We start from the raw sequence: 13,333 nt of genomic DNA on the forward strand, positions 1-13,333 counted from the left end.
ACCTGTGACGTTTCCGCGAATCCGGCGCTCAAGCGCCCGCCTGACACATGCGCATCAAGCGTTCGATGGCGCAAGCGGCTCCAGTCCACGTATGATATCCGAAGCCTTCTCTCCGATCATTATCGCTGTCGCGTTGGTATTGCCCGAAATCAGTGTGGGCATGATGGAGTTGTCCACAACTCGTAGATTGCGCAGGCCGTGCACGCGGAGTTCCGGATCGACCACCGACATCGCGTCGCGGCCCATCCGGCAGGTGCCGACCGGGTGATAGACCGTCTTGCCCTTGGAGCGGATATAGGCACCGAGCGCCGCATCGTCGTCGACAGCCTTGCCGGGATAGGCCTCGCCATCCTCGACGAAGCCGGCGAAGGAGGGTTGTGCGAGAATGTTGCGGGCGAGCTTTAGCGCCTTCACGGAAAGCCGCATGTCCTCCGGCGCCGTGAGGTAGCGCGGATCGACCAGGGGATGAGCGACCGGGTCGGTGGATTTCAGGCGGATCTCGCCGCGGCTTTCTGGTCGCAATACGCAGGGGTTTATGGTGGCGCCGGCGCGTTTCACTGACTCCTGGTCGCTGTCCATGAAGACAATGGGCACGAAATGCATCTGGATGTTCGGTTCGGCCTCCATGTCGTCAACGTTCACGAAGGCGCAGGCCTCGGTAACGTTCGACATGACCGGGCCGGACTTGAAGAGCAGGTACTGCAGCCCGTTCTTGATGGAGCGGAAGAAACTGTCTTCCCCGTAGTAGCCGTACCGGCCGGTGCAGAACCGGATGGCCGGGAATTCGAGATGATCTTGCAGGTTCTGGCCGACACCTTCCAGACGGTGCTTCACCGCAATGCCGTGCCGGCGCAGTTCCGCTTCCGGGCCGACGCCGGACAGCATCAGGAGTTTCGGCGTCTGGACCGCGCCGCCCGCAAGGATGACCTCCTTGTCCGCCTCGACCGTCTCGATCTTGCCGTTGCGGGCATATTCGACCCCGCTTGCGCGATCGCCGTCGAAGAGGATGCGGGTGACGAGGCAGCCCGTGCGGATCTCGAGATTGCCCGATTTCACGGCCGGACGCATATAGCCGACGGCAGCGCTGCATCGGCGACCATTGCGAGTCGTCGTCTGGTTGAAGCCCACGCCGCGCTGACGTGTGCCGTTGAAGTCGGACGTGTAAGGAATGCCGGCCTCCTGTGCGCTGCGCACGAAGGCGCGCGTCAGGTCAGTCACCTGCCGGAGGTCCGATACACCAAGCGGGCCGCCGGTGCCGTGATAGGCATCGGAAAGCCGGTCGTTGTCTTCCGCCCGGCGGAAATAGGGCAGGACGTCACTGTAGCCCCAACCGTCGGCGCCAAGCCGTGCCCAGTCGTCATAGTCGCGGCGCTGTCCGCGAATGTAGATCGCCGCATTGACCGAACCGCCGCCGCCGAGCACTGCGCCTTGGGGCATCACGGGTGCGCGACCGTTCAGCGCCGGCTGTGCCTCCGTCTTGTAGTGATAGAGAAGGTCGGAATCGAGCAGCTTTACGAAGCCGGCCGGAATGTGGATCAGCGGGTTGCTATCGCGCGGGCCTGCCTCGATCACCAGCACCTTGCCGGCATTTCCGAGCGCCAGGCGACCGGCCAGCGCACCGCCCGCCGAGCCGCCCCCGACAACAACATAATCCACCATTGTTTCCTCCAGTTCCGTACCATAATATATCATATATCTATTGATCTTGCGAAGTGCCGTCAATGTGTGGGGGTGGCGCTTGGCTATTTTTCGATCAGTTGGCGACGGGAGCAGGCGCACGTTGCGCTATGCAGAACGGGCCTTCATCGCGTGCGGAGAATTCGGCTCTCGAGCTCCGCCATCGAGGACAGCCAAAACACGCCTTCCGGCGGGGCGCTGTGGCTGTGCGGCACGAAAACCGTTTCGATGCCGGCTGCCAGCGCTGCGGCAGCCCCGCTGCCGCTGTCTTCGACGATCAGGCATTCGCTGGGCTCGACGCCGAGCAGGTAGGCCGCCCTGAAATAGCCCTCCGGATGCGGCTTGCCGAGGCGGACGTCGTTGCGTGCGACGGTGACGAGCCCCGGCCGCACCAGCCCTGCTGCGCGCAGGTTGACGTCGACAATGGCGCGGTCGCTGTTTGAGACCACAGCCTGGCCCATGCCGGCAGCGGCGAGGCGATGCCAGGTCTCGACGGCGTCATCATAGCCACGCAACCGCTCCGACGCGCGAAAGTAATGGTGATGCTTGCGCCGCTCCCATACCAGCGGATCGGCCTCGAGCCCAAAATCCCGCACGATGATGTCGTAAATTTCGTCGGCCGAGCGGCCGACAACCCGCTCCTTGAGGTCCGGGGGAGGCAGCAAGCCTGCTTCCTCCATAGCGCATCCCAGGGCCTCGACAGCGATGTCTTCGCTGTCGACGAGCGTGCCATCCATGTCCCACAAGACTGCTTTGATCATATGTCGATGTCGCTTTCCAAGAGAGCAGGAACGGGTGTCAGGCGAGGCCGCGTTGCAGGCGGCGTGGTGCGTCCGGGCGGGATTTCTCTCGATCGCCGACGCAGAAAATAAAAATCATTTTTTTTGGTATTGCGCAATAACGAATTTCATTCTATTTGTTGGCCACGGTAGGAAATTCGATTGGAGGGACGCATGAATTTGACTGGGGCGGAGGTTGTTGCCCGGATTGCAGCGGCGCGCATCTTGCCCGTCGTCGTGCTGGAGCGAGCCGAAGATGCGGTGCCTCTGGCCCGTGCGCTGATGGAGGGCGGTCTGCCGGTAGCGGAGGTGACCTTCCGCACGGCGGCAGCGGCAGAATCGCTGCGGCGCATCCGCCTCGAGGTTCCCGACATGCTGCTGGGCGCCGGCACGGTTCTGACGGGCGAGCAGCTCGATCTGGCCAAGGCATCCGGCGCGCAATTCATTGTCACACCGGGCTTCAATCCCGCAATCGTCGCTGCGGCTCAGGCACTGGGTCTTCCGATTGTGCCCGGCATCAACAATCCGACCGGCGTCGAGCAGGCCATGTCCTTCGGGCTGGAGGCGGTCAAGTTCTTCCCGGCCGAGCCGAGCGGCGGCGTGCCCTTCCTCAAGGCGTTGACGGGGCCTTATCCGACCATGCGCTTCGTGCCGACGGGTGGCATCGGTCCCGCAAACCTGGCGAACTACCTCGCTCTTCCCGCGGTTCTCGCCTGCGGCGGATCTTGGATGGTGGATGCAAAACTCGTCCAGGAGGGGCGGTTTGCCGAAATTTCCAGGCTAACAGGGGAGGCCGTCGGCCTCGCCCGAAGGGCCTGAAACGGTTTCATCGATAATCTGAACGCGCCTCGAGAGGGGCACAAAAACGGAGGTTCCAATGCCCAGTAACACCCTGTCGGAGGGGCTATCCCTCAAGGGGAAATCCTGCATCATCACCGGTGCAGCGTCCGGGATCGGCGAAGCCGTCGCCCGCATCTACGCCCAGAACGGCGCAAAAGTAGCGATGATCGATTTCGATCGAGAGCGCCTGGCTCGCGTCGCCGGAGAGATCGAGGCTGAGGGCGGCACGGTGCTGCCGATCTACGCCGATGTTTGCGACGAGGACACGGTCCGCGCGTTCTTCAAGCAGGTGCATGAAGTGTTCGGTTCCGTCGACGTCGTCGTCAACTCTGCCGGGCGCGATAGCCTTGCCCCGCCCGTCACTCGCGTGACGCTGGAGGAATGGAACAAGACAATCGGCCCGAACCTGACGGCCGTCTTCCTCTGCTGCCGCGAGGCCTTCATCTACATGGAACAGCAGGCCGAGGGCGGCCGCATCATCAATATGGGCTCCTCGTCGACCCGTGTCGCCTCCGGCCCCGGACACAGCCCCTACCGCGCTTCCAAGCACGGCATGCTGGGCTTCTCGAAAAACATTCTCCTCGAAGGCAAGGACAAGAAGATCGGCGTCACCGTTCTCAATCCAAGCCACGTGAAGACGCCGATGACCGAGATCATCGACCAGGGCCTCTACGATGGCAATCTGGAAGCCTATGTCGACGGCTGGCTCGACGAGAAGGAAATCAAGGAAGGCATCCATGCCTCGTGCATCGATGTCGACAACGTCGCCTGGCTCGCCCTCTATGTTGCGACCCGCACGCCTGACGTCACCATCCCGACCATCTCGCTCTATCCGACCCACAAGGTGCACCGCTACGGGATGGAGGTATAAACCTATGAAGGCCGCCGTGTATCAGGGCAAGGGCCGGATCGCTCTGGAAGAGCGCCCGCGCCCGGTGCTGCAGGATGACGAAGTTCTGATCCGCGTTTTCGCAGCCTCGATCTGCGGCACGGACCTGAAAGTCCTTCGCGGCGGCCATTTCCGTGTCGGCGAAAACGATACGCGCGTCCTCGGCCATGAGCTTGCCGGCGAAATCGTCGCGGTCGGCCGTCATGTCGGGCACTGGAAGAAGGGGCAGCGGGTTTCGGCGGTGCCGAACATCGGCTGCGGCCATTGCGAGATGTGCCGCCGCGGGCTCAACAACATGTGCCCGGACTACGAGGCGTTCGGCATCGATATCGATGGCGGCTTCCAGCAATATATGACCGTCACGGCCAAGGCACTTTACGGCGGCAACCTCTTCGAGATACCGGCCGGCATGAGCTACGAAGAAGCCTCGCTCGTCGAACCGCTCTCCTGCTGCTTCAACGCCTGGAAAGACCTTGTCGTGACGCCGGAGGACCGCGTCCTCATCCTCGGCACGGGTCCGATCGCCGGCCTGTTCCTGCAGTTGGCGAAAGCCTACGGTGCAAGGCAGGTCATCGTGGTGGGCAGAAGGGCGGAGCGCCTGGCGGAAATCGCGCCGCAGGGTGCCACCGATACGGTGGATTCGAGCCGGGTCGACGTGGTGGAGGAGGTGCTGCGGCTGACGGGTAGCCGTGGCGTCGACGTCGCGCTCACCTGCGCACCGGCGCCGGAGCTTCAGGTGCAGGCGATCGCCTGCCTTGCCCGTCTCGGCCGCGTGAACTTCTTCTCCGGCCTCAACAAGGGAACCAAGGTCGAACTCGACACCAACAAGGTTCACTATTGGGGTCTGAAGCTGCTCGGCTCGACCGGGTCGAGCGTCGAGGACTATGCCCGGGCGCTAAAATTGGTGGAGACCGGCAAGATCCGGGTGACCGACGTCGTTACCCATCGCTTCGGCATGGCGGAGGCTGTTGACGCGTTTGACCATGCGCTTTCGGGCAAGGGCTTGAAGACTATCATCTACCCTCAGGAGGAGAGCCTGCAATGAAGGCGGCTGTATTGCATGCACCGGGGGATCTTCGCGTCGAGGACGTGCCCGTGCCGGAGATCGGACCCGACGAGGTTCTCGTCGAGGTGAAGGCCGCCGGCATCTGCGGCTCGGATATCGGCCGCGTCATGACGACCGGCACCTATCGTTTCCCCACCATTCCGGGCCACGAGTTCTCCGGCAGGGTGGAGCGGGTCGGTTCCGACGTCTCCCATCTCAACGCCGGCGACCGCGTGGCGGTGGCACCCCTTATGCCGTGCCGAACATGCCAGTGGTGCGAGGCTGGCAAGTTCCACCTCTGCGACGACTACGATTTCATGGGCTCGCGCAGCGACGGCGCCTTTGCGCAATATCTCTGCGCGCCTGCAACGAACGTGCTGAAGGTGCCCGACAGCGTGTCCTACGAGGTCGCTGCGACGATCGAACCGGCGGCCATCATCCTGCACGGCATCCACAAGCTCGACATGAAGCTCGGCGATGCGGTGGCGGTAATCGGCTGCGGCGCGCTCGGCTATTTTGCGCTGCAGTTCGCGAGGCTTTCCGGTGCGCGGCCGTTGATCGCCATCGATGTCGACGACGACAAGCTTGAGTTGGCCCGCAGCATCGGCGCCGATCTCTGCCTCAACCCGACGCGCGACGACGTGCTCGCCCGAGTCCGCGAGGCGACCGGCGGCCGCGGAGTTGCCGTATCGCTGGAATGCGCGGGGTCCGCACCGGGGCGGGATCTTTCGATCATGGTAGCGGCCAAGCAAGGCGCGGTGATGCTCTACGGTACCGCCTATGGCGACGTCACCTTCGCGGAAAAGGCCTTTGCCAAGATCGTGCGCGAAGAATTGCAGGTGGTCGGCTCGTGGAACTCCTATTCCTTGCCGTTCCCCGGCAAGGAATGGTTTGACATCATTGGTTTGCTTGGCGACGGCCGCCTGACGGTCGAGCCGCTGATTACCCACCGGGCGACGCTTGAGGAGGCGCCGTCCATTTTCAAGGCACTGAAGGACCGCAGCTTCGGCAGGTATCACAAGATCCTGTTCAAGCCGAACGATTGACGCATGCGGGGAGGAACGAATGGTTGAGCGTTATGTCATGGCATTGGACGAGGGAACGTCCAGTGCAAGGGCCATCCTTTTCGATCGGGGAGGCAACATCGTCTCGCTCGCGCAGCGCGAGTTCCGGCAGATCTATCCGCGGCCCGGCTGGGTAGAGCATGATGCCAACGAGATCTGGGCGACCCAGCTTTCGGTCGCCCGCGAGGTGATGCAGAACGCCGGCATTTCCGCCGCCGAGGTGGCTGCAATCGGCATCACCAACCAGCGTGAGACATGCCTTGTCTGGGACCGCAAGACCGGCGTGCCGCTGCACAATGCTCTCGTCTGGCAGGACCGGCGCACCGCCGGCATCTGCGATCAGTTGAAGGCGAGGGGGCTCGAACCCTATGTGAAGGAGAACACGGGCCTCGTCATCGACGCCTATTTCTCTGGCACCAAGCTGGCCTGGCTGCTCGACAACACGCCCGGCGCCCGCCGCCGCGCCGAGCGTGGCGAACTTGCTGCCGGCACCATCGATACCTGGCTCATCTGGAACCTGACCGGCGGCCGCGCCCATGTGACGGATGCCTCCAACGCTTCGCGCACGCTGCTCTTCAACATACGCACCGGTGACTGGGACGACCGCCTGCTTGAAGAACTCAACGTGCCCCGCGCAATTCTACCCGAGGTGCGCGACTCCTCCGACGTCTACGGTTTCACTGATCCGGACCTTTTCGGCGGAGAGGTTCCTGTTGCCTCATCGATCGGCGACCAACAGGGCGCGCTCTTCGGCCAGTCCTGCTTCGAGACGGGCATGGTCAAGGCCACCTACGGAACCGGCGGCACGCTGCTGATGAACACTGGAAACCAAATCCGCTCGTCCGACAACGGCCTGTTGACCACGGTCGCCTGGCGGCTCGGCGGTGAACTCGAATATGCCCTTGAAGGCACCCTGTTTTCCGTCGGTTCGGTGGTGCAGTGGCTGCGCGACGAATTGAAGATCATCCACAGCGCGTCGGAGACCGAAGCGGCGGCGATGGACGTGCCTGATACCAATGGCATCTACATCGTGCCGGCGTTCACCGGCCTCTCCGCGCCGTTCTGGGATCAATATGCCCGCGGCACCATTGTTGGCATCACCCGCGGAGCGAACCGCAACCATCTCATCCGCGCCTCGCTGGAATCCATGGCTTACCAGATTCGCGACGTCATCGACCGCATGGAGGCCGATTCCGGCATCGCGCTCGCGGAACTGAAGGTGGACGGCGGTGCAGCGATGAACAATTTCGTCCTGCAATTCCAGGCCGATCAACTGGGTGTGCGCGTGTTGCGCCCGAAGGTTATCGACACCACCGCTCGGGGGGCTGCGTTCCTCGCAGGTCTTGCCGTCGGCTACTGGAAGGACAAGGCCGAACTTCACACCGCCTTCGCGCTGGACAGGGAGTTCACGCCATCAGTCGAACGGGCGATAGCGGACACACTTTACCGCGGCTGGTGCCGCTCGGTGGACCGGTCGCGGGACTGGGCCGAACACGACTAGGGAACGCCTGTCATGACTTACACACCAGCAAGCCGGCGCACGATGTATTTCATCGGCGTAACCACCGGCAAGTCTTCGATCATGAAGGTCTTTCCGGCTTGGTCAGCCCATCTCGGCCTGGATGCCGAGATGAAGGGCATCGACTTCGCGCCAAACTCGGATCCTGCCGCCTATCGGCGCGCCGTGGCGTTCATCAAGCGCGATCCCCTATCGCTCGGCGCGCTGGTGACGACCCACAAGGTGAACCTGCTGAAGGCGTCGCGCGACCTGTTCGACGACCTCGATCCCTATGCCGAAACCCTGCACGAGATCAGTTCGATCTCCAAGCGCGGTCATCGTCTGGCCGGCCACGCCAAGGACCCGATCACGGCCGGCGCGAGCTTCGAAGCGATTGCGCCGGAAGGGCACTGGGCCGCGACGGCGGCGACGCTCTGCATCCTCGGCGCCGGCGGCTCCTCGCTCGCGCTGTCGCTCTACCTGCACAACAAGAAACGTTCCGGTGGCGACACGCCGCAACGGATCGTCGTGACAGCGCGGCGGGAGGCCTCCCTTGCCGAGATGCGCCATGTGCATGGCGAGATCGGGTTTTCCATTCCCATCGAATACCGTCTGGCACCAACACCGGCGGAGGCGGACGCAGTGGTCGCAGCCCTGCCGCCGGGCTCCATGGTGGTCAACGCCACCGGCCTCGGCAAGGACGGGCCGGGCTCGCCGCTCACGGACGCGGTGCAATTCCCGGAGGACGGCCTCGTCTGGGAATTCAACTATCGCGGTGACCTCATCTTCCTCGATCAGGCGCGCGCCGCGGCCAGGGATCGCAACCTCACAGTCCACGATGGATGGGTCTACTTCATCCACGGCTGGACCCGCGTGATCGCGGAAGTCTTCGACATCGACATCCCCATGTCCGGGCCGGCCTTCGACCAACTGAGCCGTATCGCCCGCGACGCCACAGCCTGAAAGGAACAGGACATGACCGTTTTGCCAAGCCTGCACGAATTCAACCTCAACAACGGCCTGAGCTCGACCCGCGAGCCGATCCGCCGCACGCTCTCCAAGATGAAGGGCATGTTCCACGACGAGGCGGCCTTCGACGCTGAACTCGCCAAGGGCGATAGCCTGCTCTACGAATTCTACGACATGGGCGTTCCCGACAGCGAGAAGGACGTCGCCTACGGCACATCGATCACCTATCCAGGCAAGGTGGGCGACGAGTATCACATGACCAAGGGCCATTTTCACACGGTCATCGACACCGCCGAGGTCTATTACTGCCTGCGCGGCCACGGTTACATGATGATGGAAACGCCGGAAGGCGAGACCCAATGGCTCGAGTTCCTGCCGGGCAAGGCCGTCTACGTGCCCGGCCGCTGGGCGCACCGCTCTATCAACGTGCACCCGACCGAGCCGCTCGTCACCTTCTTCGCCTTTCCAGGCAACGCGGGCCACGACTACGGCACGATCGAGAGCAAGGGTTTCCGCAAGCTGATGGTCGAACGTGACGGCAAGCCGACCGTCATCGACAATCCTCGTTGGAACGGCTGAGCGGGCAAGCACGATGACCGGTAAGATTGCCGTCACACCACGCTCGCTGTCCGGCGCGGGCCACCCTGTCCTGTCGCGCCTGATGGAGCGGGGGTTCGAAATCGTCTATCCTGCGCCGGGCAAGATGCCGTCGGAGGAAGACCTGCTTCGCAGCATTCCGGGTTGCGTCGGCTGGCTGGCCGGCGTCGAGCCGATCAGCGTGCGCGTGCTCGATGCGGCAAGGGGCCTCCGGGTCATCAGCCGCAATGGCACGGGCGTCGACAATATCGACATTCCGGAGGCGCAAGCCCGCGGGATAACGGTCGAGCGGGCGACAGGCGCCAATGCCCGCGGCGTAGCGGAGCTTGCCATCGGCCTTCTGCTTGCCGCCTCGCGCCATATTCCTTGGTCGCATCAGCACCTCAGCCAGGGAGAATGGCGCCGGCGCATCGGTTGCGAAGTAAAGGGCCGCGCGCTCGCGGTCGTCGGCTGCGGCGCAATCGGCCGAGAGGTGATCGACATGGCGCTCGGCCTCGGCATGGAGGTCGTGGGCTATGACCCGTACCCCGATGCCCGGTTCGTGCGCGCTGGCTTCCGCTATGCAGGTCTGGAGGAGGTGCTCCGCGATGCGGACGCCGTCAGCTTCCATTGCCCGCCCGGCGAAAAGCCCATTCTCGACGAGGCGATGCTGGCGAAGATGCGCAAGGGCGTCATCGTGGTCAACACGGCGCGCGCCGAGCTCATCGATGACGGTGCCATGCTGGCAGCACTCGAAAGCGGGCAGGTTTCCACGCTGGCGACCGATGTCTTCCACAACGAGCCGCCCGCAGCCTCGGCGCTGCTGAGCCACGAACGCGTCATCCTCACGCCCCATGCCGGCGGTTTTACCGAAGAGAGCGTCGACCGCGCGACCAGCGTCGCCGTCGACAATCTTCTGAAGAACCTGGTGTGCCCATGACGATCCTGGAGACCCGCCCGCTTGCCGATGTCGGCCGGCTAGAGAGAGGCGACGGCGCAACGCTTACCTGGCTCGGGCAGGCGGGTTTCCTGATTGCACAAGGCGGATTGCGTATCGTCATCGATGCCTATCTCTCCGATTTTCTTGCCGAGAAATACCGCGGCACGCGTTTTCCGCACACCCGCATGATGCCGCCGGTAGTCGCGCCCGGCGACCTCACCGGCATCGACTGGCTGCTCTGCACCCACGGCCATACGGACCACATGGACCCCGGCACGATCCCGACCTTGCTTGCCGCTAATCCCGGTGCGCGCGTGCTGGCGCCCCGGACAGAGCGGGCGCGCGCTATCGAACGCGGCGTAGCCGAGGACCGGCTCGTGCTGATCGATGCGGGCGAAACCGTCGATCTCGGCGGCGTGCTGGCGACCGCCACCCCTGCGGCCCACGAAGACCTGCGCAGGACCGAAGACGGCTACCTGTTTCTCGGCTACGTGCTCACCGGCGGCGGCGTCGCGCTCTGGCATTCCGGCGATACGATCCCGTTTCCCGGCCTTGCGGAATGGCTGATGCCGTTTCGCGTCGATCTTGCCCTGCTGCCGGTCAACGGCCGCGACGCGGAGCGCGCGGCAAACGGCGTGCCCGGCAACCTGACGCTCGAGGAGGCGGTGGAGCTTGCCGACGCGATCGGTGCTCGCGCCATGCTCGGTCACCATTTCGGGCTTTTCGATTTCAACACGCTCGATCCCTTCGACGGCGCGCGGCGCCTCGCCGGCCTTTCTCCGCGCGCGGACGTGCGTCTTGTTGAGATCCATACCGCGTATCGCATTCCCCCTGTCGTCCGTCCGCCGCTGTCGGTGCTGATCGTCTGTCGGGGCAACATCTGCCGATCGCCGACGGCCGACGGCATCTTGCGCGCCGCCTTGCCGGATCACCGGATCGACAGTGCAGCCATCATGGACTGGAACGTCGGCAAGCCGCCGCACGGCGAAACCATGGCGGTTGCGGCTGGCAGGGGTATCCGTCTCGACACGCTGGTTGCGCGCCAAATCCAAGAGACAGACTTCGAGGAATTCGACTTGCTCCTCGGTATGGACGACCACAACATGGCGGCGATCCGCGCGTTGCAACCCGCAACGGGCAGGGCGCGGATCGGACGGCTCGGCGCCTTTGCGGCGCCTGGCGAGGAAACCAGCATCATCGACCCGTGGGGCGAACCCCGCGCGACCTTCGAGGCCGTCTTCGATCAGATAAAGACAGCCTGCGACCGGCTTGCGCAGTTCGCCCGCACGGGCATCACGATCAACAGGGAGAGGGAATAGGACCATGGATTTCGGGATAAACGGCAAGATTGCCATCGTGACAGGCGGCGCAACCGGCATTGGTTATGCCATCGCCAAGACTTTTCATGACGAAGGTGCGGTTGTCGTCATCAACGGTCGCGATCAGGCCAAACTGGACAAGGCCTGTGCCTCCATCGGTCCGCGTGCCCATGGCGTCGTTGCCGACCTGATGACGGCGGAGGGCGCGACACGGCTTTCGGACTTCGCCGGGGGGCTCGGCCCGGTCTCCTTCCTTGTCAACAATATCGGCGTTTTCGACGTCAACGACTTTTTCGAGGTCAGCGACGAGCGCTGGATGGAGTATTTCCAGCACAACCTGATGACGGCGATCCGCATCTCCCGCATCGTCATGAAGGACATGCTGACGCGCAACGATGGCAGCATCGTCTTCATCTCTTCTGAAGCGGCGATCCGTTCGATCGGCAACATGGTGCCCTATTCAACGACGAAGACGGCCATGCTCGGCCTCAGCCGTTCGCTCGCCGAATTGACGCGCGGCACGAATGTCCGGGTGAACAGCTACATGCCCGGCAGCACGGCGACGGAATCGGTCGAGACCTATTTCGCCGACCTCGCGGCCCAGCAGGGCAAGACGGTGGAGCAGGCGCTTGCCGATTTCTACCGTGACGTCCAGCCGTCAAACCTCACGCAGAAGCTGATCGATCCGGCAATGCACGGACGCGGCGTCGTGCAGTTGATGACGAACCAGGCGATGAACGGTCTCTGCCACCGCGCTGACGGCGGCACTATCCGCTCGATTTTTGGCTGATCGTCTGAGGGGGGAATACATGAGCGGTAAACTCGGCATCCACAGTCTTGTCTTCACCGATGACTGGTCGCCCGCGGCAGCGGAGGCGAGCTGCCGCGCGGCGGCCGAGATCGGCTTCGAACTGATCGAGGTGCTGCTGTTCGACCCGGCCGCCCTCGACATTCCGCTAACCAAGCGGGTGGCGCGGGAGGCGGGGCTGGAGCTTCGCCTCGGCATGGCGCTCGGCCTCGATACGGATATCGCCTCAAGCGATCCGGATATCGCCGGGCGGGGCGAGGCCAGCGTCGCGCGCTGCCTGGAGATCGCCGCGGAACTGGAGGCGCCCGCCGTCTCCGGCATCACCTATGCGGCCTTCGCCAACTATTCGGCGCCGGCCACGAAAGAGCAGCGCACCCAGGTCGCCGCAAGCCTTGCCCGTCTCGACCGGCGCGCCGGCGAACTTGGCGTGCGCCTCGGTCTCGAGCCGGTCAATCGCTATGAGAGCTATCTCGTCAACACGCTGGACGAGGCGGCGGACCTGATCCGCGCGTCCGGCGGTTCCAATCTCTTCATCCACATGGATACCTTCCACATGAATATCGAGGAGGGGGATATCGCGGCGGCGATCCACCGCAACGCCTCCCTGCTCGGCTATGCCCATGTCGCCGACAGCAACCGTGGCCTGCTCGGCGGCGGGCATTTCGACGTGCTCGGCTATTGCCGTGCACTGGTATCGGCCGGCTATCGCGGCGACCTGACGGTCGAGGCGTTTTCTTCCAAAATGCTCAGGGAAGGGCTCGTCGGCGGTGTGCGGTTGTGGCGGGAGGCGTGGCGGGATTCGCTGGTGGCGGCAAAGGCGGCCTATGACGTCCTGCGCGTGGCGCGGGCAAGCGCACGGGCCGGATGCACTGTCTGGTAACAAAAAAGAATTTCATTTTCCTTCCGTTGCCGGTTATAGAATTGCGACG

The 13,333-nt window shown here is 63.8% G+C and carries 13 protein-coding genes; 11 read left to right on the plus strand and 2 right to left on the minus strand.

The features are described 5' to 3' along the window. Positions 1-54 precede the first annotated feature (54 nt). Entirely contained in the window at positions 55-1,659 is a 1,605-nt protein-coding gene (locus A3AY_RS0109545; RefSeq protein WP_018325453.1) for a GMC family oxidoreductase, read from the minus strand. A gap of 143 nt (positions 1,660-1,802) precedes the next feature. Continuing rightward, the gene (locus A3AY_RS0109550; protein ID WP_018325454.1) at positions 1,803-2,438 is read right to left on the minus strand and encodes an HAD family hydrolase; all 636 of its coding nucleotides are present in this window, start codon (positions 2,436-2,438) and stop codon (positions 1,803-1,805) included. Between the two features lie 192 nt (positions 2,439-2,630). Here A3AY_RS0109550 and A3AY_RS0109555 point away from each other — a divergent pair, with 192 nt between their 5' ends. Genes A3AY_RS0109555 through A3AY_RS0109605 form a run of 11 tightly spaced genes read left to right on the plus strand, consistent with a single transcriptional unit; the run spans position 2,631 to position 13,284 of the window. After that, entirely contained in the window at positions 2,631-3,275 is a 645-nt protein-coding gene (locus A3AY_RS0109555) for a bifunctional 4-hydroxy-2-oxoglutarate aldolase/2-dehydro-3-deoxy-phosphogluconate aldolase (protein WP_018325455.1), read from the plus strand. A gap of 58 nt (positions 3,276-3,333) precedes the next feature. After that, positions 3,334-4,167, plus strand: coding sequence for an SDR family oxidoreductase (locus A3AY_RS0109560; RefSeq protein WP_018325456.1), 834 nt, complete (start codon positions 3,334-3,336; stop codon positions 4,165-4,167). A 4-nt stretch (positions 4,168-4,171) separates the two neighbouring features. Further along, on the plus strand, positions 4,172-5,230 hold the full coding sequence (locus A3AY_RS0109565) for a zinc-dependent dehydrogenase (RefSeq protein ID WP_018325457.1): 1,059 nt from the start codon (positions 4,172-4,174) through the stop codon (positions 5,228-5,230). Then, the gene (locus tag A3AY_RS0109570; RefSeq protein ID WP_018325458.1) at positions 5,227-6,276 is read left to right on the plus strand and encodes a galactitol-1-phosphate 5-dehydrogenase; all 1,050 of its coding nucleotides are present in this window, start codon (positions 5,227-5,229) and stop codon (positions 6,274-6,276) included. Before A3AY_RS0109565 ends, A3AY_RS0109570 begins: the two co-directional genes overlap by 4 nt. A 19-nt stretch (positions 6,277-6,295) precedes the next feature. After that, complete coding sequence (gene glpK / locus A3AY_RS0109575; protein ID WP_018325459.1) at positions 6,296-7,795, plus strand: glycerol kinase GlpK; 1,500 nt, start codon at positions 6,296-6,298, stop codon at positions 7,793-7,795. 12 nt (positions 7,796-7,807) lie between these two features. Next, positions 7,808-8,755, plus strand: a complete 948-nt coding sequence (locus A3AY_RS0109580; protein ID WP_026203272.1) for a shikimate dehydrogenase family protein — start codon at positions 7,808-7,810, stop codon at positions 8,753-8,755. A gap of 12 nt (positions 8,756-8,767) precedes the next feature. Continuing rightward, positions 8,768-9,340 (plus strand): glucose-6-phosphate isomerase, encoded by a 573-nt coding sequence (locus A3AY_RS0109585; RefSeq protein WP_018325461.1) that lies wholly within the window; start codon positions 8,768-8,770, stop codon positions 9,338-9,340. A gap of 13 nt (positions 9,341-9,353) precedes the next feature. Beyond that, positions 9,354-10,277, plus strand: a complete 924-nt coding sequence (locus A3AY_RS0109590) for a phosphoglycerate dehydrogenase (protein WP_018325462.1) — start codon at positions 9,354-9,356, stop codon at positions 10,275-10,277. Next, on the plus strand, positions 10,274-11,596 hold the full coding sequence (locus tag A3AY_RS0109595; protein WP_018325463.1) for an arsenate reductase/protein-tyrosine-phosphatase family protein: 1,323 nt from the start codon (positions 10,274-10,276) through the stop codon (positions 11,594-11,596). Before A3AY_RS0109590 ends, A3AY_RS0109595 begins: the two co-directional genes overlap by 4 nt. A gap of 4 nt (positions 11,597-11,600) precedes the next feature. Further along, complete coding sequence (locus A3AY_RS0109600; protein WP_018325464.1) at positions 11,601-12,386, plus strand: SDR family NAD(P)-dependent oxidoreductase; 786 nt, start codon at positions 11,601-11,603, stop codon at positions 12,384-12,386. Positions 12,387-12,405: 19 nt separating this feature from the next. Then, complete coding sequence (locus A3AY_RS0109605; protein WP_018325465.1) at positions 12,406-13,284, plus strand: sugar phosphate isomerase/epimerase family protein; 879 nt, start codon at positions 12,406-12,408, stop codon at positions 13,282-13,284. Positions 13,285-13,333 lie beyond the last annotated feature (49 nt).

The sequence above is a fragment of the Rhizobium giardinii bv. giardinii H152 genome (assembly GCF_000379605.1).
Lineage (GTDB): Bacteria > Pseudomonadota > Alphaproteobacteria > Rhizobiales > Rhizobiaceae > Pararhizobium > Pararhizobium giardinii.